The sequence below is a fragment of the Janthinobacterium sp. NKUCC08_JDC genome (assembly GCF_019345575.1).
GTDB lineage: Bacteria > Pseudomonadota > Gammaproteobacteria > Burkholderiales > Burkholderiaceae_D > Janthinobacterium > Janthinobacterium aestuarii.
The window spans coordinates 101,509-127,909 of the sequence record NZ_JAHKQW010000013.1; the positions used below are offsets into that span (position 1 = coordinate 101,509).

Sequence of the window (26,401 nt, forward strand, 5' to 3'; positions counted from 1 at the left end):
GCGGCACCGAAACGCAAACAACGCCGGTCAAATTGGCGGCGGCGCCGACATGCAAACCCCGTAGGTCGGCTTAGCGCGCAGCGCGTAAGCCGACAACACCACTGCCCAAGAGCCTTAGCGCACCGCTTCCGTCAAAATCCGCCCTTCCGACGCCGACGGCTGGCGTATGCGCAGCAGGTGGGCCAAGGTCGGTGCGATGTCGACCACTTCCGCGTACTGGCCATAGGCGCCCGGCTTGATCCAGCGGGGGCCGAAGACCATCAGCGGCACGTTGGTGTCGTACGTGTATGGCGTGCCGTGCGAGGTGCCGCCACTGCCCTTGCCGAAGTACCAGGCCGGTTTTGTCACCAGCATCAGGTCGCCCGACAGCTGGCGGTTCCAGGCGCGGCGCATCAAGGTATCCATGCGCGTGGCGACGGCTCCCGTTTCCATCTGCGTGCGCGTGTAGACTTGAGCCAGGCCGTCCTGCTGCATCAGAAAGCGGGCCGCCGCATCTTCCAGGGCGGCGCGATGGACGCCGTGCTTTTCCGCCAGCGCGTAATCGAGGTAGATATTCGGCAGCGACGACGCCGTCACCAGCTTGTCGATGCCCAGGTTTGTCGCCAGGTGCTGATTCAGCGCATCGACCAGTTTGGCGCCGTCGATGCGCTTGGCGGAAAAGCCGCGCGTTTCGGAAAATTCCGGCACATTGGCAAAGCCATGGTCGGCCGTCAGCACCACGAGCACGTTATCCATGCCGACTTTTTTATCCAGGTCGGCAAAGAAGCCGGCCAGCATGCGGTCCAGGCGCTGCAGATGGTCGTGCGACATCTTGCTTTCCGGGCCGTAGGCATGGTTCACGTAGTCGTGCGCGGACAGGCTCACGCCGAGGATATCGGGCACGCCGGCCGGATTGCGGCCCAGGTTTTCGCCATCGATGGCGGCGCGGGCGAATTCCAGGGTCAGCTCGTCGAGGAAGGGGCCGGATTTCAGGCGGCTGTAGTACTCGCCATTGAGCTTGCCGCTGTCGCTATAGTAGGCAAACGGGAAGGTGTTGCGCGCGCCCGGCTTGGCAGGCACGAGGTCGTCGCGGGCGTCGCGCGCATAGGCCGAATCGGCCAGCAGCGGCGTCCAGCTCTTGCCGTAATAGCGGTCCTGCGGTTTGGCCGCCTGGTAGCGCTGCACCCATTGCGGGTGCTGCTGCATATAGTAGGTGCTGCTGGCGAAGTTGCCCGTCTTTTCCATGTACATATAGGCCGTGCCCGTTTTCCCGGCCAGCAGGATGGCGCCCCGGTCCTTGCCCGACACGGTGACGACCTTGGCCTTGTCACCCGTCGAATAACGCAGTTCGTCGCCCAGGGTGCTCACGCGCAGCTTGGTCGGCGCCGTGCCGTCGTCGGGTTGCGTTTCTTCGCCGATGTAATGGAAATTGCCATCCTCGGTGCAGTACACGGATTTCTTCGTGACGGGATCGATCCAGTTATTGCCGATCACGCCATGCTGATACGGGTAGGCGCCCGACAGCACGGCCGAGTGGCCGATGGCGGTGACCGTGATGCCGTGCGCCTGGTGCGCATCGCTGAACCACGCCCCCTGTTCCAGCAGGCGGCGGAAACCGCCCTGGCCGAACTGGTCGCGGTAGCGCGTCACCTGCTCTTGCGGCAAGCCGTCCACTACCAGCACCACGACCAGCTTCGGCTGCGTCGCAGCATTGGGCACCGCCTTGGCCGCATGCGCGTGGCACGCCGCCACGCCAGCGGCCAGCAGCAGCGCCTGTGCCAGTTGCCGGGAAAGGGAGAAAGGTTTCGTCATATCCGCTCATCAAAAGTTAGGCCACTGGGCAGCATACGCCGACTATATGACGCAATGATGACAGAAGCAATAACAAGAAAAAGGCCGGGGCCCATTGCTGGAACCCGGCCCGATGCCGAAACAGATGAATTTGCCTGGCTTACTTGACCGTCACCTTGATGCTTTTGGCCAGCTCCGGACCATACGACTGGTGTGCGCCGTTGGCGAACTGCATCGTCAGGGTGTACTGGCCCGGCGGCAAGGTGACGTCCGTTTCCGTTTGTCCTTTGCCGAAATGCAAATGCTTGTCATCCATTGGGATCATTTCGCCCGCCTTCATCGGCCCCGTATTGATGAGCAGATGATGGTGGCCCGTCTTGGCCGTCATGTCGCCGGCCGGCTTGACGTCCATGCCACTGACGGCAAACTTGACCTTGAACGGGCTCGCCACTGTCGCGCCATCGGCTGGCTCGACGAAGGAAACGGATTGCGCAAACGCGCTGGCGGCCAGCAGGCTGCCGGCGATCACGGCGGCTGCTTGACGCAGGAATACGGTGTTCAATTGCATGATGTCTCCTCTTGTTAAATAACAACACGGACTGCATGAAACCATATTCCTGCTGACCTTGGCGCATGGGAGCGCCAAGCACAACAATTAGTCGTTCTTGATGACGATCGACGGGAACTTGCTCGTCATATCCTTCGCCTTTTCCGCCACCTTGATCGCGATGGTGCGGGCGATCTGCTTGTAGATCACGGCGACGGGGCCTTCCGGCTCGGCCACGACGGTGGGCGTGCCCGAATCCGTCTGCTGGCGAATCGCCATGGTCAGCGGCAAGGCGCCGAGGAATTCCACGCCGAAGTCGGCGCACATCTTCGCACCGCCGCCGGCGCCGAAGATTTCTTCCGCATGGCCGCAGTTCGAGCAGATGTGCGTGCTCATGTTTTCCACCACGCCGAGGATAGGAATGCCGACCTTCTCGAACATTTTCAAGCCCTTGCGCGCGTCGAGCAGCGCGATGTCCTGCGGCGTCGTGACGATGACGGCACCCGTGACTGGCACTTTCTGCGACAGGGTCAATTGAATGTCGCCCGTGCCTGGCGGCATGTCGACGATCAGGTAATCGAGGTCGCGCCAGTTGGTCTGGTCCAGCAATTGCTGCAAGGCTTGCGTGACCATCGGGCCGCGCCACACCATCGGCTCGTCCGGATCGATCATGAAGCCGATCGACGACACTTGCAGGCCGTGGTTTTCCATGGGCTCCATGCTCTTGCCGTCGAGGGTCTTCGGCTGGCCGCTGATGCCCAGCATCATCGGTTGCGACGGGCCGTAGATATCGGCGTCCAGCATGCCGACGGTGGCGCCTTCAGCCGCCAGGGCCAGGGCCAGGTTGACGGCCGTGGTCGATTTGCCAACACCGCCCTTACCGGAAGCGACGGCAATGATGTTTTTCACGTTGCTCATCGGCTTCAAGCCGCGCTGCACCGTGTGCGAAATGATTTTCGACGACACGCCCACGCTGACGTTGCCCACGCCCGGCAGCACGCGCAGGGCGGCCAGCACGGATTTGCGGATCAGGTCGATCTGGCTTTTGGCGGGGTAGCCGAGCTCGATGTCGAGCGAAATATCATCGCCATCGACCTTCAGATTCTTGACGGTTTTGCTGGAAACGAAATCTTTATGTGTATTTGGATCAATAACCTGGGCCAGCGCGGCCTTGACGTCTTCTACTGTGATGCTCATGTAAATCTCCGTGTGTACTACATATGTGCAATACGCGCAGTCTAGCGCAAATTTGCATGGTGCGATGGCGGCAAAAGCATCACTTGCCGGCCCTGCATCTGCTCATATTGCCTTTCCGCTGTTAAAATGTCCTATTATCCATCCCAAAAGTGCATCAATCATGACTCGCAAGCTGTTCGTCACCACTGCCCTGCCTTACGCAAACGCCGCTTTTCACATTGGCCATATCATGGAATACATCCAGGCCGATATCTGGGTCCGGTTCCAGCGAATGCAACGCGATGGCGCGGCCGGCCGTGAAGTGCACTTTGTGGGCGCCGACGATACGCATGGCACGCCGATCATGATCGCCGCCGAAAAGGAAGGCATCACGCCGCAGCAATTCGTCGCCAACATCGCGGCCGGCCGCGCCCAGTATCTCGATGGCTTCCATATCGCCTTCGACAACTGGTATTCGACCGACTCGCCGGAAAACGTCGACCTGTCGCAATCGATCTACCGCAAGCTGCGCGATACGGGCCTGATCGTCACGAAAACCGTCGACCGCTTCTTCGACCCGGTCAAAGGCATGTTCCTGGCCGACCGCAACATCAAGGGCGAATGCCCGAAATGCGGCGCCAAGAACCAGTACGGCGACAATTGCGAAGTGTGCGGCGCCGCCTATCAGCCGACCGACCTGGTCAACCCGTTCTCGGTGTTTACCAACGCGACGCCCGTGATGAAGCCGTCGGAACAGTATTTCTTCAAGCTGTCCGACCCGCGCTGCTTCGAATTCCTCAAGGATTGGCTCAACACGCCAGGCCGCTTGCAGCCGGAAATGGTCAACAAGGTCAGCGAGTGGCTGGGCGAAGCCGGTGAAAAGCTGGCCGACTGGGATATCTCGCGCGACGCGCCCTACTTCGGCATCCCGATTCCCGATGCACCAGGTAAATTCTTCTATGTATGGATGGATGCGCCCGTCGGTTACCTGGCGAGCCTGAAAAACTATTGCGACAAGAAAGGCATCGATTTCGACGCCTTCCTGAATGACCCGTCGACGGAACAGATCCACTTCATCGGCAAGGACATCGTTTCCTTCCATTTGCTGTTCTGGCCCGCCATGCTGAAGTTCGCCAATCACCCGGTGATCGACAAACTGAAAGTCAACGTCCACGGCTTCCTGACGGTCAACAACGAAAAAATGTCGAAGTCGCGCGGCACGGGCATCTCGCCGCTGCGCTACCTGGACCTGGGCATGAACCCGGAATGGCTGCGCTACTACATCGCCTTCAAGCTGAACTCGAAAGTGGAAGACCTGGACTTCAACGGCGAAGATTTTGTTGCCCGCGTGAACAGCGACCTGATCGGCAAGTACGTGAACATCGCCAGCCGCTGCGCCGGCTTCATCGCCAAGCGTTTCGACGGCAAGCTGGCGTCGACGCTGTCGGAAGGCGCGCAAAGCTGGATCAACCGCGCGCTGACGGTGGACGTCAACGGCGTCATCGTCGAGCGCCAGGCCAGCATCGCTGCGCACTTCGAGAACCGCGAATTCGGCAAGGCCTTGCGCGAGATCATGGAAATCGCCGACATCACCAACCAGTATGTCGATGAAAACAAGCCGTGGATTTTGGCCAAGGACGCGGACAAGACTGCGGAACTGCACGACGTGTGCACCACGGCCCTGATCCTGTTCCGCCAGTTGACGATCCTGCTGTCGCCGGTCCTGCCGGGCGTGGCGAAGAACGTGGCATCGTTCCTCAACGACGCAGAATTCACTTGGGCCGACACGCAGGTGTTCGGCGACGCCGTCTCGAACAGCATGCTGGGCCGCACCATCGGCGCCTACAGCCATTTGATGACGCGCATGGATGCGAAGATGATCGAAGCGCTGTTCGACGCGCCGCAAGCGGCCGCCGCCATTGCCGCGCCGGCCGGCGACGCCGCGAATGACGCCGCAGCTCCAGTGGCAGCCGCTGCCGCCATCGAAGAACTGGCGCCCGAGATCAAGATCGACGACTTCCTCAAGGTCGACCTGCGCATCGCGAAAATCGTCAACTGCGAACTGGTCGACGGCTCGGACAAGCTGCTGCGCCTGACCCTGGATGCGGGCGAAGGCCGCTTGCGCAATGTGTTCTCCGGCATCCGCTCGGCTTACCAGCCGGAAGAACTGGTCGGCAAGCTGACGGTGCTGGTGGCCAACCTGGCGCCGCGCAAGATGAAGTTCGGCATTTCCGAAGGCATGGTCATGGCCGCGTCCGCCGCCGACGAGAAAGCGAATCCGGGCATCTACATCCTGAACCCGTGGCCGGGCGCCGAACCTGGCATGCGCATCCGCTAAGCGCCCACAAGGACCGATGATGAATATCGTGGTGCGCGAAGCAACAAATGCCGATGCACAGCTGATGGCCGAGCTGACCCGCGCCGCATGGGCCGGCAAGGTGGCAGCCTCGTCCAGTGGACACCACGAGACGGCCGAGCAAGTGGCGGAGCAATTGCGCCACGGCGGCGGTTTTCTGTTGCTGATCGACGACATTCCAGCCGGTTCGCTGCGCTGGATGCCGCTCGACAGCGACCCCGCCATCTGGAAGATTTCACGCATGGGCGTGCTGCCCGCCTACCGGGGCAGCCACGTCTCGCAGCACTTGCTCGAAGCCATCATTCATCACGGCCTGTCGTGCCAGGCCGAGGAATTGCGCCTGGCAGTGCGGCGCGACCAGCGCAAGCTGATCGATTTTTATGCGGCCTTCGAATTCGACCTGGCCGAAGAACTGGAATATTCGCACGCCAACCCCGCAGAACCGGCACCGATGGTGATGCGGCGTTTGCTGCGTTATTGATTTTTAGCAATTTCGCCCCGGACTTGCCGATACAACAACCCGCCAAGCCGCACGGCGCGGTAAAATACGGCCGGCTGACCTTACCCATAAGACACTCAGAAGAGAATATGAAACTGCCTGCAAAACACACCAACTACGTATCCGACCACACCTTGTTCATCGCCGAACTGAAGGCCAAGAACCCTGGCATGGAAGCGGGCCAGCAAGCGGGCCGCGCCCTGCTGTGGGACAAGCCGGCCGTCAGCATCGATGAGCAGGAACGCCAGCTGGCGTCGGCCGTCAAGCAACAGGCTTACGTTTACCAGAACAAGAACTAAGATCTGGAACCGGCACGATGTTGCCTGAAGATTCTGCAGTCACGCCGGAAGCCGACGCCTCCGGCGCCAGCGCAGTCATCGAGTCGCCCCCACCTGTCGCTGACGGCGACGGCAGCGGCGACCCTGCAGCATCTGCAACAACGGTAACGGACGCGGCGCCCGCCGCCGACCCGCTGGGCATCGCCCGCCTGTATGGCGAGCCGATGATGCGCATGCCGACGGATTTGTACATTCCGCCGGACGCGCTGGAAATCTTCCTCGAAGCCTTCGAAGGCCCACTCGACTTGCTGCTCTACCTGATCCGCAAGCAAAACTTCAACATTCTCGATATTCCGATGGCGCAGGTGACCCTGCAATATCTGAAATATGTCGACCAGATCCGCGTGCGCAACCTGGAACTGGCCGCCGAGTATCTGTTGATGGCCGCCATGCTGATCGAGATCAAGTCGCGCATGCTCTTGCCTTCGCGCAAGAGCGACGTCGAGGAAGATGGCGGCGACCCCCGTGCCGAACTGGTGCGCCGGCTGCTCGAATACGAGCAGATCAAGCTGGCCGCCTACGACCTGAACGCCATCCCGCAGTTCGAGCGCGATTTCGTGCGCACGCAGATTTTCATCGAGCAAAGCCTGACGCCCACCTGGCCCGACGTGGAACCGGTGGACTTGCAGCAGGCGTGGCTCGACGTGCTGAAACGCGCCAAGCTGACCCAGCATCACCGCATCAGCCGCCAGGAACTGTCCGTGCGCGAGCACATGTCGAGCATCCTGCGCCACTTGCAATCGTCGCGCTTCGTCGAGTTCAGCGAACTGTTCGACATTGCCGGCGGCGTGCCCGTGGTGGTGGTCAACTTCGTGGCCCTGCTGGAACTGGCCAAGGAAACCCTGATCGAAATCACGCAGGCAGAACCGTTTGCCCCCATCTACGTCCGGCTGGCCTATTCGCCCGCCTGACCCCTTCCCTTTGTCACTGACCACCGTACAACGGGGTTTTAGCGAAAGCAATCCATGAAAATTATTTCCGACATCGAAGAATTGCGCGACCAGCTCAGCGGACAGCTGCGCACGGCGTTCGTCCCCACCATGGGCAACCTGCACGAAGGCCATCTGTCGCTGATGCGCCTGGCGCGCAAGCATGGCGACCCCGTCGTCGCCTCGATCTTCGTGAACCGCCTGCAATTCGGCCCGAACGAAGACTTCGAGAAATATCCGCGCACCATGGCGGCCGACATCGCCAAGCTGGAAAAGGAAGGCGTGTACGTGCTGTTCGCGCCGACGGAAAAGGAACTGTACCCGGAACCGCAGGAATACCGCGTGCGCCCGCCCGATGACCTGGGCAATACCCTGGAAGGCGAGTTCCGCCCCGGCTTCTTCGAAGGCGTGTGCACGGTCGTCACCAAGCTGTTCTCGTGCGTGGGCCCGCGCGTGGCCGTGTTCGGCAAGAAGGATTACCAGCAGCTGATGATCATCCGCAACATGGCGCGCCAGTTCGCGCTGCCGACGGAAATCATCGCTGCGGAAACCTACCGCGCGGAAGATGGCCTGGCCTTATCGTCGCGCAATATGTATTTATCGGAAAGCGAACGCGCGGAAGCGCCGGAACTGTACAAGGGACTTAATTTCGTGGCCGAGGAAGTGCGCAAGGGCAATCTGGCCGTGGGCGAACTGGAACAGGCCAGCATGCAGCTGTTGAACAGCCGCGGCTGGAAATCGGACTACATCGCCGTGCGCAAGCGCGCCAACCTGCAAGCACCGAGCGCCGCCGAACTGGCCGCCGGCGAGCCGCTGGTGGTGCTGGCCGCCGCCAAACTGGGACAAACCAGATTGATCGACAACCTCGAAATTTAAGCATTGTCACAACGGGGCCATTCGGCCCCGTTTCTTTCTCTACTTCTCCATCCCTACCAATTTCAGTTCGGCAAACAGCGGCTTGTTGCTGCCGCGGGCCGCTTGCAACATGTCATAGCTGGCCGCGTCGAGCACGATTTCCTCTCCCGCCCACAGCTTGCGCTGGTTCGCAGGCAGCCTCAGGCTGCGCAGGATGGCCCGTACCTGGGCAGGATCGGCCGCCAGCAGGCGAATGGCGCGCGCATGGCGCTGCGTACCCGTGAGGATAGGCAAGCCGCCCTCGGGGCCACTCTGGCTCAGGCTGACATAATCCTGGCCGCCCACGCGGTGCAGATAGGCATGCCGGCCATCGGCTTCGGCAGGCGGCTGCGCGGCCGGCTCCTGCATCTCGACAGACGCGACAGGCGCAGCGGTGGTTTGTTCAAGGCTCACGCCACAGGCCGCCAACAGGGTCGTGCTGAGGGCGAAAAATAATACGGGTGCTCGGCGCATCGTGCGCTCCTTCGTGTCGGGGTCGGGGACAGAGGTGGAATACTGCAGCGATCATGGGCCAAATTATTTGACGTGTAAAGTTAACTTTAGGAAATATTTCATTCCTTTGCGCAATCTCCTGAAACCTGCGGGATCTTGCCTGTCCTGCCAGGCAGGCCAAGCATCATTGTTAATGCAATTTGCACATTGAAATCAAAATTGCCATCTTTATCCATCCATGAATAAAGATCAAAATGATGGCACTGGCTCGCGGCAACAGCATGCAGGCCTCCCACCATGACAGGAGAACGCCCATGAACACAACATCCAACTCTGCCAAGGTAGCCATCGTCACGGGCGCCTCGCGCGGCATCGGCGCGGCCATCGCCCGCCGCCTGGCGCGCGACGGCATCCAGGTCGTTGTCAACTACGCCAGCGGCAAGGATGCGGCGGACGAGCTGGTGGCAGCCATCATGGCCGAAGGCGGCGCCGCCATCGCCGTCAAGGCCAACGTGGCCGAGGCAAGCGACGTGCAAGCGCTGTTCGATGCGGCCGAAGCGGCTTACGGCGGCGTCGATGTGCTGGTCAACAACGCCGGCATCATGCCGCCCGCGCTGCCCACCCTGGCCGAGACCGACGACGCCACCTTCGACAGCCTGTTCGCCATCAACGTCAAGGGCAGCTTCAGCACCATGCGCCAGGCGGCGACGCGCTTGCGCCACGGCGGCAGCGTCGTCAATTTCTCGACCAGCGTGATCGGCCTGGCCCTGCCCGGCTATGCCGTCTACGCCGCCACCAAGGCGGCCATCGAGACGATGACGAATATCTTTGCCAAGGAACTGCGCGGCAAGAACATCACCGTCAATGCCATCGCCCCCGGCCCCACGGCCACGGCCCTGTTCTTGAACGGCAAGACGGAAGAAACGATAGCGCGCATGGGCAAGATGGCGCCCCTTGAACGCCTGGGTACGCCGGACGATATCGCCGCGGCCGTGGCTTTTTTGGCCGGGCCGGATGGCCGCTGGGTGAATGGACAAACGTTACGTGCGAATGGCGGCCTGGTGTAAGCAAGGCGGGAACTGACGAAAAAAACGCTGCCGGTTTGCACGGGCAGCGTTTTCTTGATAACGGTCAAGCCTGGATCAGGCGCCGGCTTTTTCCAGCTTCTCGAAAATCTTGTTCAGCTTTTCATCGAGGGTCGCGGCCGTGAACGGCTTGACGACATAACCGCTGGCGCCAGCTTGCGCGGCGGCGATGATGTTTTCTTTTTTCGCTTCGGCGGTGACCATCAGCACGGGCAGCTTGGCCAGTGCGGGATCGGCGCGGATATGCTGCAGCATCGTCAGGCCATCCATGTTTGGCATGTTCCAGTCCGACACGACGAAATCGAACGATTCCGCGCGCAGCTTGGCCAGGCCCATCACGCCGTCTTCCGCCTCATCGACGTTGGCATAACCCAGTTCCTTCAACAGATTCCGGACAATGCGGCGCATCGTCGAAAAATCGTCAACGACTAAAAATTTCATCTTTGGATCAGCCATGAATAACTCCGTTGTTTCTGTAGCGGTTTGTTAATAATATCGACATGAATGCCGACATTATGGTCGACACTACGGCAGCAAGTTGTAGGATAGCATTTTCGTTGCTTTTAGGCGAACAAACTTGCCTCAGATCATATAAAACGTGGCTTACACGCGCAAAGCACGCATACCATGCGCCGCCAGGTGTCCCAGCACCATGCCAGGCAGCGCCGTCAAAGCGCCGACCTCATGCGTAGCACCGACAGCGATCGCCTCGCGCGGCATGCCGAACACCACGCAACTGGCTTCATCCTGCGCAAAATTATACGCTCCTGCGGCCTTCATCTCCAACATGCCTTGTGCGCCATCCTTGCCCATGCCGGTGAGGATCACGCCGACGGCATTTTTACCGGCCGATTGCGCGGCCGAACGGAACAGCACATCGACGGACGGGCGGTGGCGGTTCACCGGTTCGCCCTGGTCGATCTTGGTCATGTAGTTGGCGCCGCTGCGCGTCAGGGTCAGGTGCGAATGGCCGGGCGCGATGTAGGCGTGGCCGGGCAGCACGCGTTCGCCGCCTGCCGCTTCCTGCACCGAAATCTTGCACAGCGAATCGAGGCGGCGCGCGAACGAGCGCGTAAAGCCTTCCGGCATGTGCTGCGTGATCAGGATGCCGGGGCAATCGGACGGCATCTGCATGAGGAATTCGCGGATCGCTTCCGTACCGCCCGTCGAGGCGCCCACGATGATCAGCTTTTCGCTCGACGTCAATGGACTGCGCAGGGCAGGCAGCGGCGCGGCCACCTTGTCGCCGGCCGACGGCAGGGTGCGCGCGCGGATGCGCGCCTTCGAGGCGGCGCGGATCTTGTCGGCGATCATGTCCGTGTACTCGCGCATGCCACTCTGGATCGAAATCTTCGGCTTGGTGACGAAATCGACGGCGCCCAGTTCCAGCGCGCGCATGGTGATTTCCGAACCGCGCTCGGTCAAGGACGACACCATCAGTACCGGCATCGGGCGCAAGCGCATCAGTTTTTCCAGGAAATCCAGGCCATCCATCTTCGGCATCTCGACGTCGAGGGTCAGCACGTCGGGGTTGGTCTGCTTGATCATCTCGCGCGCCACCAGCGGATCGGGCGCCGCGCCCACCACTTCCATGTCGGGCTGGCTGTTTACGATTTCCGTCATGACGCTGCGGATCAGCGCCGAGTCATCCACGATCAATACCTTGATCTTCATAGTTATCCTTCCAGGCCTTGCGGCCCGTATTCTTTATTAAATTAGTACACCGGACAAACCGCCGCAAGCCGCACAGCGCGACGCGCAGCAGGTTTGGTCGGGTGTTGTCAGAACAGTTCGACTTCGCCGCCCACCGGCGCGACCTTGAGGCGGCTGGCGTAATCGAGTTCGCGGCGCACCAGCGTATCGTTATGCGTCTGCATCAGCTTTTTCACCAGCACCTTGCCGCTGCGGGGGAAGAAGTAGACCTTGCGAGGGTGGATGTCGTTGAGGTCTTCGGCCACCACGCGCATCTTTTCCGCTTTCAGGTAGTTGATGACGAAGGCCGCATTGCGTTCACCGACGTTGATCGCCGTGAAGCCGCGCAGCACGGCGCCGCCGCCGAACACTTTCGCTTCCATGTTCTCGCGCCGCGCGCCCGCCTTCAGCAAATCATTGATCAGGATTTCCATGGCGTAGGTGCCATAGCGCATCGACGCGGAAATCGGGCTGTTCGGATCGCTGCCGCCATCGGGCAGCATGAAATGGTTCATGCCGCCCAGGCCCGTGACGCGGTCGCGGATGCAGGCCGAGACGCAGGAGCCGAGCACGGTGACGATCAGCATGTCCTTGTTGGTAAAGTAATACTCACCAGGCAAGATCTTGGCGGCGTCACAGTTGAACGTCCTGTCGTAATAGACGTTAGTGGCGAATTGCTCTTTGGATTCCAGGCTCATATTTCACTCTCATGTACGATGCGACGTTGCCTTGGGCGCGGCGCCCCGGGGCTGGTCGAGCTCATAGACTGTTTTACCGCGCAGCTTCAATGAATCCGACACGTACAGAAAATTCTCCGAATGGCCCGCAAACAGCAGGGCATCAGGCTTCATCAGTGGCACAAAGCGCGACAGGATCTTGCGCTGCGTCGCCTTGTCAAAATAAATCATCACGTTGCGGCAAAAGATGACGTCGAACTGCCCCGTCAATGGCCAGCCATCGGCCAGCAGGTTGAGCGGCTTGAAGGTGATCATCTGGCGCAGTTCCGGGCGCACCCGCACCTGTCCTTCGCGGTCGCCCTTGCCGCGCAAGAAAAAGCGCCGCGCACGGTCGGCCGGCATCTTGTCGAGCCGGTCCAGGTTGTAGACGCCATTGGCGGCCGTGGCCAGCACGTTCGTGTCGATGTCCGTGGCGATGATGGTGACGGGCGGCGTGAGCGTATTGAACGCCTCGCACACCGTCATGGCGATCGAGTACGGCTCCTCGCCGGTGGAACTGGCCGAACACCAGATGGTGATCGGCCCGTTCAGTTTTTTCACATGCTCGGCCAGCAGCGGGAAGTGATGCGCCTCGCGGAAGAACGACGTCAGGTTGGTCGTCAGCGCATTCGTGAACGCTTCCCACTCGTCGCCCATGCGGCCCGCTTCCAGGTCGTCCAGGTAGCGGACGAACGAGGAGATGCCGGTCGCGCGCAATCGCCTGGCCAGGCGGCTGTAGACCATTTCCTGCTTGCTGTCGGCCAGCGCGATGCCGGCCCGCTTGTAAATCATGGCGCGGACCCGTTCGAAGTCCTTGCCAGTGAAATCAAATTCCTTGACCGAATCCGTTTTAGTTTGCGGCATTTGTTTTTACCTCTCTATGACTACTCTGACCAATGCCTTTGCAAGTATAACTAGCGGGACCGGGTTGGCGTTAGAACTCTTCCCAATCGTCGCCGCCGGCCGCCGCCAGCTTTTTCGCGGGCGGTGGCGAGCCGGCTTGCGCCGTCTGTGCCAACCGCCGTGTATTTGCCGCCACACTCGGTGCCGGCCGTGCCGCCGCTTTTACTACCGGCGCTGGCACGGGTGCGGGCATGGCCGCCTGCGCCGCGCTCTCGCCATCGAGCTTGAAGATGCTGACGGCGTCGCCCAGATTCTGCGCCTGCTCCTGCATGCTTTCGGCGGCCGCCGCCGCTTCCTCGACCAGCGCCGCATTTTGCTGCGTCATCTGGTCCATCTGCGCGATGGCCTGGTTGACCTCTTCGATACCGTGGCTCTGTTCCTGCGTCGCCGCCGTGATCTCGCCCATGATATCGGCCACCTGCCGGATCGACGTGACGATCAGGCCCATGGTCTGCCCCGCCTCGTCCACCAGGCGGCTGCCGGCATCGACCTTGTCGACCGAGTCGCCGATCAGGCCCTTGATTTCCTTGGCTGCGCCGGCCGATCGTTGCGCCAGATTGCGCACTTCCGACGCCACCACCGCAAAACCGCGTCCCTGCTCGCCTGCGCGCGCCGCTTCGACGGCTGCATTCAACGCCAGGATATTCGTCTGGAACGCAATGCCGTCGATGACGCCGATGATGTCGACGATCTTGCGCGAGCTGTCCTTGATGGAACCCATGGTATCGACCACTTGCGCCACCACCTTGCCGCCCTGCTCCGCCACCGACGATGCCGACACGGCCAGCTGGTTGGCCTGGCGCGCGTTGTCCGCGTTCTGCTTCACGGTCGACGTCAGCTCTTCCATCGACGACGCCGTCTCTTCGAGCGAACTGGCCTGCGTTTCCGTGCGCGCCGACAGGTCCGCATTGCCGCTGGCGATCTCGCGCGAGGCCACGGTGATGGTTTCCGTTCCCTTGCGCACGTCGCTGACGGTCTGCACCAGGCTCTCGTTCATGTCCTTCAATGCCTGCTGCAGCGCGCTCGTTTCATCCTTGCCTTCGACCACCACGCGCGACGTCAGTTCGCCGGCCGCCACCTTTTGCGCCACGGCCACCGCGCCGGACAATGGCACCGTGATCGAGCGCGTGATGAAGATGGCGCACCAGGCGCCGATCGCCACCGCCGCGCCGCCCAGGATGAACAGTACCGTCATCAGGCGCGCATCGGCCGCCAGCGAGTCGTCCATGAAGCTTTGCTGCGCCACGTGCTGCAAGTCGAGCAGCTTGTTGATATCGGCCAGGGTCGTCTTGTTCAAGGGATCGATGCGGGTGGCGATCACCTTCGCCGCGCCCTCGCTGTTAAACGCCAGCACCTGCCCCATCGCTTCCTTGAAGGCGGCATCGACTTCGCCGTCGACCTTGGCGATATTGGCCAGCAGCGCCTTCTCGCCATCGGACAGGCCCAGGGTGGCCAGCTTGCCGCGCGCGCCGTCGTACAGCTTGCGCTGCGCGCGCACCTTGCCCTCTTCCGCCTGCATCAGGGCCACATCGCCCTGCAAGCCGATATTGCGCATGGCGATACCGGTTTCCAGCATCGCGCTTTTCATCAGCGACGCCTGCGTATTCTTTTCGCTTGCCAGCTCCAGGCCCGTGAGCAGCTGGGCCTTGTTACGGTAATTCAGTGCATTCGCCGAAACGATCACCACCACCAGGATGGCGAGAATGCTGCCAAAACCTATCCCCAGCCGGGTGCCTATCTTGAAATCGCGCAAACTCATTACAGTCTCCAATATTTATGTGAACGGCGCCCGTTCAACCGGACGGCGCCGTGTTGTGGCCTGGTCTCTGTCGGACCTTGCAGCCTGCCGGCGCGCCTCTAGATGCTGCTCGCGCCGGTACATGCATATCTGTAGTGATTCTTTGCGTGGTAAAACGGCGGCGCACCGGGCGCCGCCTTGCTGCCATGCGGAGGCTTACGCCGCCAGCTTGTCGATCAGGCCCATCTCGCTGCTCGACATCAGCTTGTCGATGTCGACCAGGATCAGCATGCGCTCGTCGATGGTGCCCAGGCCGATCATGTAGTCGGTCGAGAAGGCGGTGCCCATTTCCGGCGCCGGTTTCACCTGCTCCGGCGTCAGGGTGGTGACGTCGGAAACGCTGTCGACCACCATGCCGACGATACGGCCGCCGATGTTCAGGATGATCACCACCGTGAACTGGTCGTACACGGGCGTGCCCAGGTTGAACTTGATGCGCATGTCGACCACGGGAATGATGATGCCGCGCAGGTTGATCACGCCCTTGATGAATTCAGGCGCGTTGGCGATGCGGGTGACCGCTTCGTAACCGCGGATTTCCTGGACCTTCAGGATATCGATGCCGTACTCTTCGGAGCCCAGGGTGAAGGCCAGGAATTCACGGCCGGCGATGTCCTTGCCGTCGCCCGCATTGCTTCCGGATGTTTGTTGAGTATCTGACATGGTGCGTTTTCCTATCTTTATCTATCGGTATTACGAAAAAATGGACTCGTCAGCCAGCTGGCGCGAGGAACGGATCAGGGCGGCGACATCGAGAATCAGCGACACGCCGCCATCGCCCAGGATGGTGGCGCCGGAAATGCCCACCACCTTGCGGTAATTCGATTCGAGGTTTTTCACCACGACTTGCTGCTGTCCCACCAGGTCGTCGACAAACAGGGCCGCCTTGCGCCCTTCCGTCTCGAGGATCACGCAGATGCCTTCCGAAGGGCTGGTAAAGCGCGGCGCGATGTCGAACATCTGGTACAGCGGGATCAATGGCAGGTATTCGCCGCGCACTTTCACCACCTGCCCCTTGCCGCTGATGTCCTTGATGTCTTCAACGGCTGGCTGCAGCGATTCGATGACAAAGCCCAGCGGTAAAATATACACTTCGTCGCCGACTCGGATCGACATGCCGTCGAGGATCGCCAGGGTCAGCGGCAGCGAGATGGAAATCGTCGTGCCGAAGCCTTTCGCGGAACGGATGTCGACGACGCCGCCCATGGCGCTGATATTGCGCTTGACGACATCCATGCCCACGCCGCGGCCCGACACGTCGGTAACGGCTTCGGCGGTGGAAAAGCCGGGCGCGAAAATCAGCTGCCACACGTCGGCGTCGCTCATCGTCTCGGACACGTCCAGTCCCTGCTGCGCGGCCTTGGCCAGGATGCGTTCGCGGTTCAGTCCCGCGCCGTCATCGGATACCTCGATGATGATGTTGCCGCCCTGATGGCTGGCCGAGAGGAACAGCCGGCCCGCCTCGGTCTTGCCGGCGGCCACGCGGGCGGCCGGCATTTCCACGCCGTGGTCGATACTGTTGCGCACCAGGTGCGTGAGCGGATCGACGATGCGCTCGATGAGGCCCTTGTCGAGTTCCGTGGCGGCGCCATTCGTGATGAAATCGACCTTCTTGCCCAGTTTCGTCGCCAGGTCGCGCACCATGCGCGGGAAGCGCGAAAAGACGAAATCCATCGGCATCATGCGGATCGACATCACCGCTTCCTGCAAGTCGCGCGTGTTGCGCGTCAGGTGGCTGACGCTGTCGAGCAGCTTTTCATGCAGCATCGGGTCGAGCGCGCTGGCGCGCTGCTCGATCATCGCCTGTGTAATCACCAGTTCGCCCACCAGGTTGATCAGCTGGTCGACTTTCTCGATCGAGACGCGGATCGACGACGATTCGGCGCCGGCCTTGTCGCCTTCTTTCTTGGCCGGTTTCTTTTCCTGCTCCGCTTCGGCCACGGCGCTGGCCACGGCTGGCGCGGCGACGGCACTGGCGTTGCCCGCCTTGGCCGCGTCGGCGCGTATCTGTTCGAGGGGCTGGAAGAAACCGTAGCCCTGTTCGGCGTCGCTCTGCACGCCGGCGGCGGCGCGGATATCCTCAAGCGGCTGGAAGAAGCCATAACCGGGGTCCGTCGCGCCCTGCGCAGCAGGCGTGCCTGGCAGCGGGTCGAAGAAACCGTAGCCCTGGGCTTTTTCCTGCGCCGCGCGGGCCGCTTCGGCTTCGCCTGGCGCCAGTGGTGGCGCCTGCGTGATCACCATGTCGTCGGGATTGAGCACGAACGAGCAGATGGCCAGGATGTCATCGAGGCTTTCATGCGTCGTCACTTCCAGCACCTTGCGCGCGTCGGGCAAGGCGGACACGGCGACATCGCCCAGCAAACCCAGTTCGGCCGCCAGCGCATCGACTTCGCGCGGCTCCATGGCCGGCAGTTCCAGGCGGATGCGATGGCCGCCGGCATGGCTGACGGCGGCTTTTTCCGCCGTATGGAAGGCCGGTGCGACGGGCGTAAGCGCAGCCACGGGCACGTCCTGCGAAAACGACTGCAGCATCATGCGCACATTGGCCACGGCATCCTGGTCGACGGCACTGCCCAGACGGTGGCCGTCGAGCTGCATCTTGAGGATATCCTTGGCCGCCAAGAAGGCGTCGACGTGTTCCGCCGTCAGCGCCATCTGGCCCTGGCGGATGCGGTCGAGCAGCGACTCGAGGATGTGCGTCACCTCGCTCATGTCGGAGAGACCGAACGTCGATGCGCCGCCCTTGATCGAATGGGCGGTACGGAAAATGGCATTCAGGTCTTCGGCGTCGGGCGCCGCAATATCAACGGCCAGCAGCAGCCGTTCTTTTTCAGCCAGCAGTTCTTCGGCCTCATCGAAAAAGACCTGAAAAAACTGGCTAATATCGATGGTCATAGGGTGACTCCGTCAATTGCATCGTTGCACTGCGCGGCTGGCATCAGCCGATCACCTTCTTGACCACTTCGATCAGGCGTTGCGGATCGAACGGCTTGACCAGCCAGCCATTGGCGCCGGCGGCACGTCCTTTCGATTTCATCTCGTCCGACGACTCCGTCGTCAGCATCAGGATGGGTACCTTCTGGTAGGTCGGCAGTTCGCGCAACAGCTTGATCAGTTCCAGGCCATCCATGCGCGGCATGTTCTGGTCCGTCAATACCAGGTCCACGGTTTGCAGCTTGGCTTTTTCCAGTCCGTCCTGGCCGTCGACGGCCTCCACCACCTGGTAACCGGCGGCTTTCAGGCTGAACGCCACCATCTGGCGCAATGAGCTGGAATCGTCCACTGCAAGTATCGTTTTGGCCATCTTTGCTCCCACTTATTCCGGGCATCCTGCCCGAGTATTTGATTAATCAATCCATGCAACCACAAGCGCTCCGCACTGGCATGCTAGAACAGCTCGATGTCGCCACTTTCCAAATGCTGTTGACTGACAGCCTTGCGCAGCACGCTGCGCAACTCCAGGCTTTGAATCGCCAGCGCCATGCTGACCCGCCCCAGCAAGGCGACAATTTCTTCATTGTCGCTCTCCGGCAACATCTCCGCGCCATGCTCGCCCAGGGTCCCGAGGAACTCGCGCAAGCCCGTCACGCGCTTCAAGGTGCGCTCGATCAGCTGGCTGGTCATGTCCTGGAACTGCAGGCTGGTGATGGCCGCATTCACATAGCCCCCCACCTCATCCTGCAACGCCAGCAGTTTTTCGCGCTGCTGCTCGGCCGGAATACCGCCGTCGAGCAGCAAGGCGATGGTGTCTTGCTGCGCAGCGACGGCTGCGTGTATCGCCATGAAATTGAAGGACAGCTTCTCGATCGCCTCTTCCAGCAAGATGCCGGTCTGCACCAGGTCGGTTTCCACCTCCGTCAAGTGCTTGCGGCCATGGTCCGACACGCCAGACAGCAGGCGCTTTACATGCGAGCCAAGTATTTTCTTTCTTGTCATAAAGGTCTCATTGTTTCAATACACCACGCGTCGACAGCCTTGCGTGTTATTTTTTCGCCGCTGCCGGGGCGGGGACTGGCGCCGCGGGCGGCGCACCGGCCGCCAGCCCTGACGCGACAGCGGCGGAAGCGGCATCGGTCACCGGCAGCTCGATCGCCGAACCATCGCGCAGGACATTTTCTTCCGTGCGTTTGTTCATGACGATGATGCTGATGCGCCGGTTGATCGGATTGAAGGGGTCGAGCTTGTCCAGGTGGGCGGCCGAACCGAGCCCCACCACGCGCAAGACTTTTTCTTCCTTCATGCCGCCGATCACCAGTTCGCGCCGCGACGCATTCGCGCGGTCGGCCGACAATTCCCAGTTGCTGTAGCCGGCATCGCTCATGTAGGGCGTCGAATCCGTATGGCCGGACAGGCCGATGCGGTTCGGCACTTCATTGAGCACGAAGCCGATCGCGTGCAGGATTTCCTTGGTGTACGGTTGCAGGTTCGCATTGGCGAGCGCAAACATCGGACGGTTCTGCTCGTCGACGATCTGGATGCGCAAGCCTTCGCTGGTGATATCGAGCAGCAACTGGTTCTTGTATTTTTTCAGCAGGGGATTGGCGTCGATGGTCGCTTCGATGCGCGCCTTGAGCGCCTGCAGGCGCTTGCCCTCTTCGCGTTCGAGCGCGGCCTTGGCGGAATTGAGGTCGAACGATTTGCGCTGCTGCTCTTCCTGCGCCTTGCGCACCTGCCCATCCTGGCGCGACAAGTCCTGGCCACCGCCCTGGATCACGGAATTGCTCTCGCCGCTGCCTGAGCCGCCCGCCATCGCCACTTTCAGCGGCGTCTTGAAGAATTCGGAAATGCCGTTCAAGTCGCCCTTCGAGGTGGAGCCCAGCAGCCACATCAGCAGGAAGAAGGCCATCATGGCCGTGACAAAGTCGGCGTAGGCGATTTTCCACGCCCCGCCATGGTGCCCGCCAGCCGTCTTCTTGATACGCTTGACGATAATCGGGCGCATGCCTTCATCGGCCATGGCGTCCCCCTTCCGTGTGCTGCAAATGACTCATGGTATCCAGGCGTATATTCACTGCTTACTTCGTTTTCGATTTCTTGATATGGTCTTCGAGCTCGTTGAACGTCGGGCGCTCGGTCGAGAACAGCACCTTGCGGCCGAACTCCACGGCCAGCGCCGGCGCATAGCCGTTCAGGCTGGCCAGCAGGGTCACTTTCACGCACTGGAACATCTTGCTCGACTCTTCCAGCTTCTGCTCGAGCAGGCTGGCCAGCGGGCCGACGAAACCATACGCCAGCAAGATGCCGAGGAAGGTGCCGACCAGCGCGTGCGCGATCAGCATGCCCAGCTCGGCCGGCGGGATGCCCACCGACTCCATCGTGTGCACCACGCCCATCACGGCGGCGACGATACCGAACGCGGGCAGGCCATCGCCCACCTTGGCGATCACGTGGGCCGGCACGGCGCCTTCGTGATGGTGCGTCTCGATTTCGTTGTCCATCAGGTTTTCGATCTGGAACGCGTCCATATTGCCCGACACCATCAGGCGCAGGTAATCGGTCATGAATTCGACGATGTGGTGGTCGGCCAGCACGGCCGGGTACTTGGAAAACAGCGGGCTTTCCTCGGGCTTGTCGATATCGCCTTCGATCGACATCAAGCCTTCCTTGCGCACCTTGCTGAGCACTTCGAACAGCAGGGACATCAGTTCCATGTACAGCTCTTTGGTATAGCGCGAACCCTTGAACAGGCTCGGCAAGGCTGCGATCGTTGCCTTGATGGCCTTGTTATTGTTACCAACAAGGAAGGCGCCCAGGGCGGCGCCGCCGATCATCAGCAACTCCAGCGGCTGGAACAGCGCCGCCAGATGGCCGCCGGCCATTGCGAAGCCGCCAAAGACCGAGGCGCAAACGATGATGTATCCGATTATGACTAACAAGTGCCCTGACTCCCAATAATGGCCGGGGCTGTGTGCCCGGCATGTTCAAACCTGTTCCTGTCTTCTGGCGGCTGCGCCGCCGGCAAGGACAGTGGCAAAAAAGTAACCGAAAGTTAATTGAAATGCCCCGCTTTTCAACGCAATTCCGAGAAAATGCCGTGTGGAACTACAATAACGTGAGATTGCCCCACGGGCAAGCAAATAACGCAGACAATTGCTTAAAAGCACCATATGTAAAGCAAAGGACCACCCTCTGTGGCGGCGATGGTCTTATCGGGCTTGCGTGCCGCAATCTGGAATTCGTAACTAAGAAGCATGCTACTGGGCAACATTTCCCTTTCCGCCTTGTTCCACAGGGCTGCCATCGCCGCCGGCGACAGGTAGGCAAATACCACGTCGTAGCGGCCGAAATCGAGCGCTTCGTAGTCGCCGCGCAGGAAACGCGCGCGGCTGCCCGCCAGCTTCGCGCGCAAGCGGCTTGCCAGCCACGGCAGCGGCGCCAGTTCGATGCCGGAAAACTGCCCGTCGGACCGGCGCCGCGCCAGGTCCAGCACCAGGCCGCCCAGGCCGCTGCCGATATCGATCAGGCGCACGCCGGGACGGTCCGCGATCAGCTCGGCCACGGCCTGCCATACCTTCGGCCCCGACGGATAAAACGGCACTTGCGTGCGGAATGTGGACCAATACAGGCTCAGCAGGAAAACAAAGGCCGCCAGGAACACGGCCGGGGGCAAATCGAGCAGGCTGGCGGCCAGCAAGGCGGGCGCAAACAGCAGGCCGATGGCGCACCACCAGCGCGCCAGTCCCGCGCGCCACGTGATGAGCGCCGCCAGCACGCCCTGCACCAGCGCCACGGCCGGCAGCGACATAGCGACGCCGGCGCGCGCCAGGCCATATACCAATAGCAACATCAAGGGAAAGGCCAGCACCTGGATCAGGATGGCCTTGAGCGCGGGCGCGCGCAGGATTTGTTGCAGCATGGGCAAGTTAAAGGAGGAAAACGCCAGTGTAAGCGAAAGCATCATGAAAAAACCGGAGTCCGGTCTGGCGACCGCTCCGGTTTTTACTGAGGCTATATTGGGACAGTAATGGGCAATATCAGGCGGCGACACCCGGCAATGCACCAGCGGCCGCTTCATCGCGCGCCTTCTTGGTCTTGCCTGCACGCGAAGGCATGTGGCACAGGCCGCACACATAATCGGCGTTCAGGTCGAGGCAGTTGACGACGAACTTGCCGCCGCACTTGCCGCAGGGCGCCATGTCCAGCATCTTGCTGCTGAAAAAGCGCACCAGGGTCCAGGCCCGCGTCAGCGACAGCAGCGGCTCTTCGCCCGCTTCGGGCGGCATCTGTTCCAGATACAGTTTATACGCCTTCATCACGGCTTCGATGCCCGTGGCGCCGGCGTGGTCGACGAGGAATTTGTGGATATTGATGAACAGCGAGGAATGGATATTCGGTTGCCAGGTGATGAACCAGTCGGTGGAAAACGGCAGCATGCCCTTGGGCGGCGAGACGCCCTTCAATTCCTTGTACAGATTCAGCAGCCGTTCGCGCGACAGCGAGACTTCCGTCTCCAGCAGTTGCAAGCGGGCGCCCAGCTGTATCAATTCGATGGCCAGCTGGATTTCCTGCGCTTCCGATACGACACTTTTCTTGGCCATGCTGTGTACTCCGCTACTGACTGATACTGACTGAAGGTTGTTGCATCAAGCGATTTCTTCGACGCCCTGACCAGCCATCAAGATGGCTGCATGCGATTGCGCCAGCGAACGGTCTTTATTGTAGTTCGTCAACATGCCCAGGATGGCGCTGTCGTCAAAGCGGAAGCGGGCCAACATCATGTTGCCGCCAGCAAGCTTGAGGATCTGCGCATTGCTCATGCCTTCGATCAGTTCGGCGATTTCGGCGGCGATGCCCAAACGGAAGATGGCCGTTACCTTGTCCGCACGAATCATTTGCTGGGCCAGCATCAGGTAGCTCAGGTTAGCGTCGCGAATCTCAGCCATCATGTCGTTAGCAGTCATTTCCATCTCCTCAATCCGTTGAATTCAGCTGGCATTGTTTGTTGCCAGTGAGATACATTCTGCAGGAGCAACATTAAACGCAACAGAGGCGCAGCGCTGTATTTTTGGTCGGGGAATAGCGGATGAGATCGTAGGTGTTTGTCTGACAAACACTGCTCGATCATGGTCGCACGCCAGTAACGGCGCGGATGTGAGTGGTTGGCGGTATGCCGGATTTAGCCAATTTTTGGCCTGTAAAAAATATCACTTTTTTACAACAACTTGATCGGAATCAAGCCTGCCTACTTAGATAACGGCTGCCTTGGCAGGAACTTTAGGGCTTTTTTGAAAAATATTTCAAAAACCTGCATTCTTTTTTGGCCGGTTTGACACCGTTCATGTAATCGTTGACGGCAGCGCCTGGCGAAACTTTAGGGTTATTTGAAAATATTTTTAAAAATCGTGATTTTTCTCGTTGAAGCCCCGCAGGCTGGCACTTCGCCCGCCTCCTCGAGCGCGGAAATGCCGCTTTCCGGCGTGGATTTGCTACACTGCCTGCTTCCGCACAATACTTTAAGCTTCAAGCAATATCGTGCCATTGAGATAAGTATCAATATGAAAGCCACCATGATTTCTCGACATGACTGCAGCGCACGCGACCTCGACGATCCACTGGCGCCTTTGCGCCAGCAATTCGACTTGCCGCAAGGCGTGATTTACCTCGACGGCAACTCCCTGGGCGCGCGGCCGAAAGCGGCCCTGGCCCGCGCCCAGCACGTCATCACGGCAGAATGGGGCACGGACCTGATCCGCAGCTGGAATACGGCCGGCTGGTTCGACCTGCCCAAGCGCCTGGGCGACCGCCTGGCCCCGCTACTGGGCGCCGGCACGGGCGAAGTGGTGATCACCGACACCACTTCCGTCAACCTGTTCAAGGCCCTGGCCGCCGCCCTGCAGATGCAAGCCAGCGATCCCGCGCATGCCGCGCGGCGCATCATCGTCAGCGAACGCAGCAACTTCCCCACCGACCTGTACATGGCGCAAGGCCTGGCCGCCTGGCTCGATCGCGGTTACCAGCTGCACCTGGTCGACAGTCCCGAGGAACTGGCGCAAGCCATCGATACCGATTGCGCCGTCGCCATGCTCACGCACGTCAACTACCGCACCGGCTACCAGCACGACATGGCCGCCATCAGCAGCCATTGCCACGCGCAAGGCACGCTGGCGCTGTGGGACCTGGCCCATTCGGCCGGCGCCGTGCCGCTGGACCTGAACGGCGCCGGCGCCGACCTGGCCGTCGGCTGCACCTACAAATACCTGAATGGCGGCCCCGGCTCGCCCGCCTTCATCTGGGTGCCGCAAAAACACCAGGCACGCTTCCGCCAGCCTTTGTCCGGCTGGTGGGGCCACGCCACGCCGTTCGCCATGGACCCGGGCTTCGCGCCCGCCGACGGCATCGCCCGCGCCCTGTGCGGCACGCAGCCGATACTCTCGCTGGCCCTCGTCGAATGCGGCCTCGATATCTTTGCGCAAACAAGCATGGAAGCCATCCGGCGCAAGTCGCTGGCCCTGACAGACCTGTTCATCGCGCTGGTGGAGCAGCGCTGCGCCAGCCATCCGCTGGGTCTCGTCACGCCGCGCGAGCATGCGCGCCGCGGCAGCCAGGTCAGCTTCACGCACCCGCATGGCTATGCCGTGATGCAGGCACTGATCGCGCGCGGCGTGATCGGCGACTACCGCGAACCGGCCATCATGCGCTTCGGCTTCACGCCCCTGTACACGAGCTTTGCCGACGTGTGGGATGCCGTGGAAATCCTGCGCGACATCCTCGACACACTAGCCTACGACATCGCCGCCAAGCGCGATGCCGTCACCTGAATCACCCCATGAGCGACGACAAGAATATGAACAAGGAAAACACCAGCGGCTGCCCCATGCATGCGGGCGGCCAGGATGCGCAATGGCATGGCGCGCAGATGGATTTCAGCGAATCGATGAGCTACGGCAATTACCTGGCGCTGGACCGCATCCTCACGGCCCAGCATCCGCTGTCGCCGAACCACAACGAAATGCTGTTCATCGTGCAGCACCAGACGAGCGAATTGTGGATGAAGCTGATGCTGCACGAAATGCACGCCGTGCGCGCCAACCTGCAAAGCGGCGACCTGGCGCCCGCCTTTAAAATGCTGGCCCGCGTGGCGCGCATCATGGACCAGCTGGTGCACGCCTGGGACGTGCTGGCCACCATGACGCCGCCCGAATACACGGCCATCCGCCCCTACCTTGGCGCCTCGTCCGGCTTCCAGTCCTTCCAGTACCGCGAAATCGAATTCATCCTGGGGAACAAGAACGCGGCCCTGCTCAACGTGCACACGACGGCGCCCGACACCTACAAGGTGCTCGACGCCGCCCTGCGCACGCCATCCGTCTACGATGAAGCCATCAAGCTGCTGGCGCGCAGCGGCCTGCATATCGCCCCCGAGCGCCTGGACGCCGACTGGACCCTGCCGACCAGCGCCGACGCCTCCGTCAAGGCGGCGTGGCTGGAAGTCTACCGCGACCCGTCGAAACACTGGGCCCTGTACGAGCTGGCCGAAAAGCTGGTCGACCTGGAAACGGCCTTCCGCTTCTGGCGCTTCCGCCACGTGACGACGGTCGAGCGCATCATCGGCTTCAAGACGGGCACGGGCGGCACGGCAGGCGTCAGCTATTTGCGCAAGATGCTCGACGTGGTATTGTTCCCTGAGCTATTCGCCCTACGCACGGAGTTATAACTTTAAGGAGCATTGATGTCGCCTCTCGTCCTGACCCTGGCCGGCCTGTGGAATTCCGGGCCGCAGCACTGGCAAACCCATTGGGAAGCGCGCCACCCGCAATGGTCGCGCGTGCCGCACGGGGAATGGCAGACGCCGGACAAGGACGAATGGGTGGCGGAGCTAGACCGCGCCATCGCCGCCTGCGAGCGCCCGCCCGTGCTGGCGGCGCACAGCCTGGCCTGCACGCTGGTGGCCCATTGGACTGCCAGCGGCTCGCCGCACAAGATCGCCGGCGCCTTCCTCGTCGCCCCCAGCGATGTGGACGCGCCCTCCTACCCCAGCGGCACGACGGGCTTTGCGCCGATGCCTCTGCAAGCCTTGCCGTTTCCCAGCCTGGTGGTGGCCAGCGGCGATGATCCCTACGTCAGCTTCGCGCGGGCACGCGCGTTTGCCGCCGCCTGGGGCAGCGATTTCACCATGATCGGCGACGCCGGCCATATCAACGGCGACGCCGGCTACGGCCCGTGGCCGGACGGCGAACAGCTGCTGCTGGACTTCTGCGCCGCGCACCAGCCCTGAACAAGGGCGCGCACACGATAGACGCGCGCC

General features: G+C 61.3%; 28 protein-coding genes. 9 read left to right on the plus strand and 19 right to left on the minus strand.

What is annotated here, in order from left to right; all coding sequences use genetic code 11:
• Positions 1–114 precede the first annotated feature (114 nt).
• From KO538_RS23715 to apbC, 3 genes are all read right to left on the minus strand, one after another.
• On the minus strand, positions 115–1,791 hold the full coding sequence (locus KO538_RS23715) for an alkaline phosphatase family protein (protein WP_257620537.1): 1,677 nt from the start codon (positions 1,789–1,791) through the stop codon (positions 115–117).
• A 139-nt stretch (positions 1,792–1,930) separates the two neighbouring features.
• Positions 1,931–2,338 (minus strand): DUF4399 domain-containing protein, encoded by a 408-nt coding sequence (locus KO538_RS23720; protein ID WP_034758310.1) that lies wholly within the window; start codon positions 2,336–2,338, stop codon positions 1,931–1,933.
• Positions 2,339–2,425: 87 nt separating this feature from the next.
• On the minus strand, positions 2,426–3,514 hold the full coding sequence (gene apbC, locus KO538_RS23725) for an iron-sulfur cluster carrier protein ApbC (RefSeq protein ID WP_034758315.1): 1,089 nt from the start codon (positions 3,512–3,514) through the stop codon (positions 2,426–2,428).
• Between the two features lie 160 nt (positions 3,515–3,674).
• On the opposite strand from apbC, the gene metG reads away from it, so the two are divergent.
• The 5 genes from metG (at position 3,675) to panC (ending at position 8,491) form a co-directional block, all read left to right on the plus strand.
• Complete coding sequence (gene metG / locus KO538_RS23730; RefSeq protein WP_219329832.1) at positions 3,675–5,831, plus strand: methionine--tRNA ligase; 2,157 nt, start codon at positions 3,675–3,677, stop codon at positions 5,829–5,831.
• 19 nt (positions 5,832–5,850) lie between these two features.
• Positions 5,851–6,330 carry a GNAT family N-acetyltransferase gene (locus KO538_RS23735; RefSeq protein ID WP_034758490.1) on the plus strand — a complete coding sequence of 160 codons (480 nt, stop codon included), beginning with the start codon at positions 5,851–5,853 and terminating at the stop codon, positions 6,328–6,330.
• A 107-nt stretch (positions 6,331–6,437) separates the two neighbouring features.
• The gene (locus tag KO538_RS23740) at positions 6,438–6,647 is read left to right on the plus strand and encodes a DUF3460 family protein (protein WP_035826611.1); all 210 of its coding nucleotides are present in this window, start codon (positions 6,438–6,440) and stop codon (positions 6,645–6,647) included.
• Positions 6,648–6,664: 17 nt separating this feature from the next.
• Positions 6,665–7,597 carry a ScpA family protein gene (locus tag KO538_RS23745; RefSeq protein WP_219329833.1) on the plus strand — a complete coding sequence of 311 codons (933 nt, stop codon included), beginning with the start codon at positions 6,665–6,667 and terminating at the stop codon, positions 7,595–7,597.
• Positions 7,598–7,651: 54 nt separating this feature from the next.
• Positions 7,652–8,491: a pantoate--beta-alanine ligase gene (panC, locus tag KO538_RS23750; RefSeq protein ID WP_219329834.1), complete on the plus strand. Its 840-nt coding sequence runs from the start codon at positions 7,652–7,654 to the stop codon at positions 8,489–8,491.
• Between the two features lie 39 nt (positions 8,492–8,530).
• On the opposite strand, the gene KO538_RS23755 is transcribed toward panC, so the two are convergent.
• Both KO538_RS23755 and KO538_RS23760 read right to left on the minus strand, forming a co-directional pair.
• On the minus strand, positions 8,531–8,983 hold the full coding sequence (locus tag KO538_RS23755; protein ID WP_139143545.1) for a hypothetical protein: 453 nt from the start codon (positions 8,981–8,983) through the stop codon (positions 8,531–8,533).
• A gap of 98 nt (positions 8,984–9,081) precedes the next feature.
• Positions 9,082–9,261, minus strand: coding sequence for a hypothetical protein (locus KO538_RS23760; RefSeq protein WP_219329880.1), 180 nt, complete (start codon positions 9,259–9,261; stop codon positions 9,082–9,084).
• A gap of 15 nt (positions 9,262–9,276) precedes the next feature.
• Between KO538_RS23760 and KO538_RS23765 the strand changes: the two genes are divergently transcribed.
• Positions 9,277–10,029: an SDR family oxidoreductase gene (locus tag KO538_RS23765; RefSeq protein ID WP_257620538.1), complete on the plus strand. Its 753-nt coding sequence runs from the start codon at positions 9,277–9,279 to the stop codon at positions 10,027–10,029.
• A gap of 75 nt (positions 10,030–10,104) precedes the next feature.
• On the opposite strand, the gene cheY is transcribed toward KO538_RS23765, so the two are convergent.
• The 14 genes from cheY to flhD all read right to left on the minus strand — a co-directional run bounded on the left by cheY (position 10,105) and on the right by flhD (position 23,057).
• Positions 10,105–10,503 carry a chemotaxis response regulator CheY gene (gene cheY / locus KO538_RS23770; RefSeq protein WP_026132837.1) on the minus strand — a complete coding sequence of 133 codons (399 nt, stop codon included), beginning with the start codon at positions 10,501–10,503 and terminating at the stop codon, positions 10,105–10,107.
• Between the two features lie 147 nt (positions 10,504–10,650).
• Complete coding sequence (locus KO538_RS23775) at positions 10,651–11,721, minus strand: chemotaxis response regulator protein-glutamate methylesterase (protein WP_035826603.1); 1,071 nt, start codon at positions 11,719–11,721, stop codon at positions 10,651–10,653.
• Positions 11,722–11,828: 107 nt separating this feature from the next.
• On the minus strand, positions 11,829–12,437 hold the full coding sequence (cheD, locus tag KO538_RS23780; protein ID WP_034758343.1) for a chemoreceptor glutamine deamidase CheD: 609 nt from the start codon (positions 12,435–12,437) through the stop codon (positions 11,829–11,831).
• Between the two features lie 9 nt (positions 12,438–12,446).
• A complete protein-coding gene (locus KO538_RS23785; RefSeq protein ID WP_034758347.1) occupies positions 12,447–13,319 on the minus strand; it encodes a CheR family methyltransferase in 873 nt (290 codons plus the stop codon).
• Positions 13,320–13,389: 70 nt separating this feature from the next.
• A complete protein-coding gene (locus KO538_RS23790; protein ID WP_034758351.1) occupies positions 13,390–15,117 on the minus strand; it encodes a methyl-accepting chemotaxis protein in 1,728 nt (575 codons plus the stop codon).
• Between the two features lie 195 nt (positions 15,118–15,312).
• Positions 15,313–15,819 carry a chemotaxis protein CheW gene (locus KO538_RS23795; protein ID WP_034758356.1) on the minus strand — a complete coding sequence of 169 codons (507 nt, stop codon included), beginning with the start codon at positions 15,817–15,819 and terminating at the stop codon, positions 15,313–15,315.
• A gap of 30 nt (positions 15,820–15,849) precedes the next feature.
• The gene (gene cheA, locus KO538_RS23800; RefSeq protein WP_219329835.1) at positions 15,850–18,051 is read right to left on the minus strand and encodes a chemotaxis protein CheA; all 2,202 of its coding nucleotides are present in this window, start codon (positions 18,049–18,051) and stop codon (positions 15,850–15,852) included.
• A gap of 43 nt (positions 18,052–18,094) precedes the next feature.
• Positions 18,095–18,460: a response regulator gene (locus KO538_RS23805; protein WP_034758362.1), complete on the minus strand. Its 366-nt coding sequence runs from the start codon at positions 18,458–18,460 to the stop codon at positions 18,095–18,097.
• A gap of 83 nt (positions 18,461–18,543) precedes the next feature.
• The gene (locus tag KO538_RS23810) at positions 18,544–19,092 is read right to left on the minus strand and encodes a hypothetical protein (RefSeq protein ID WP_034758366.1); all 549 of its coding nucleotides are present in this window, start codon (positions 19,090–19,092) and stop codon (positions 18,544–18,546) included.
• A 46-nt stretch (positions 19,093–19,138) separates the two neighbouring features.
• Positions 19,139–20,113, minus strand: a complete 975-nt coding sequence (gene motB, locus KO538_RS23815) for a flagellar motor protein MotB (RefSeq protein WP_034758370.1) — start codon at positions 20,111–20,113, stop codon at positions 19,139–19,141.
• 58 nt (positions 20,114–20,171) lie between these two features.
• On the minus strand, positions 20,172–21,032 hold the full coding sequence (gene motA / locus KO538_RS23820) for a flagellar motor stator protein MotA (RefSeq protein ID WP_034758373.1): 861 nt from the start codon (positions 21,030–21,032) through the stop codon (positions 20,172–20,174).
• Between the two features lie 218 nt (positions 21,033–21,250).
• Positions 21,251–22,012, minus strand: a complete 762-nt coding sequence (locus KO538_RS23825; protein WP_034758376.1) for a class I SAM-dependent methyltransferase — start codon at positions 22,010–22,012, stop codon at positions 21,251–21,253.
• Between the two features lie 118 nt (positions 22,013–22,130).
• Positions 22,131–22,694, minus strand: a complete 564-nt coding sequence (flhC, locus tag KO538_RS23830; RefSeq protein WP_034758379.1) for a flagellar transcriptional regulator FlhC — start codon at positions 22,692–22,694, stop codon at positions 22,131–22,133.
• A gap of 45 nt (positions 22,695–22,739) precedes the next feature.
• The gene (gene flhD / locus KO538_RS23835; RefSeq protein ID WP_034758381.1) at positions 22,740–23,057 is read right to left on the minus strand and encodes a flagellar transcriptional regulator FlhD; all 318 of its coding nucleotides are present in this window, start codon (positions 23,055–23,057) and stop codon (positions 22,740–22,742) included.
• Between the two features lie 606 nt (positions 23,058–23,663).
• Between flhD and kynU the strand changes: the two genes are divergently transcribed.
• The 3 genes from kynU to KO538_RS23850 are packed head-to-tail and all read left to right on the plus strand — an operon-like array spanning position 23,664 to position 26,371.
• Positions 23,664–24,914, plus strand: a complete 1,251-nt coding sequence (gene kynU, locus KO538_RS23840; protein ID WP_219329836.1) for a kynureninase — start codon at positions 23,664–23,666, stop codon at positions 24,912–24,914.
• An 8-nt stretch (positions 24,915–24,922) separates the two neighbouring features.
• The gene (gene kynA / locus KO538_RS23845; RefSeq protein ID WP_034758384.1) at positions 24,923–25,810 is read left to right on the plus strand and encodes a tryptophan 2,3-dioxygenase; all 888 of its coding nucleotides are present in this window, start codon (positions 24,923–24,925) and stop codon (positions 25,808–25,810) included.
• Between the two features lie 15 nt (positions 25,811–25,825).
• Positions 25,826–26,371, plus strand: a complete 546-nt coding sequence (locus KO538_RS23850; RefSeq protein ID WP_034758498.1) for an alpha/beta hydrolase — start codon at positions 25,826–25,828, stop codon at positions 26,369–26,371.
• Positions 26,372–26,401 lie beyond the last annotated feature (30 nt).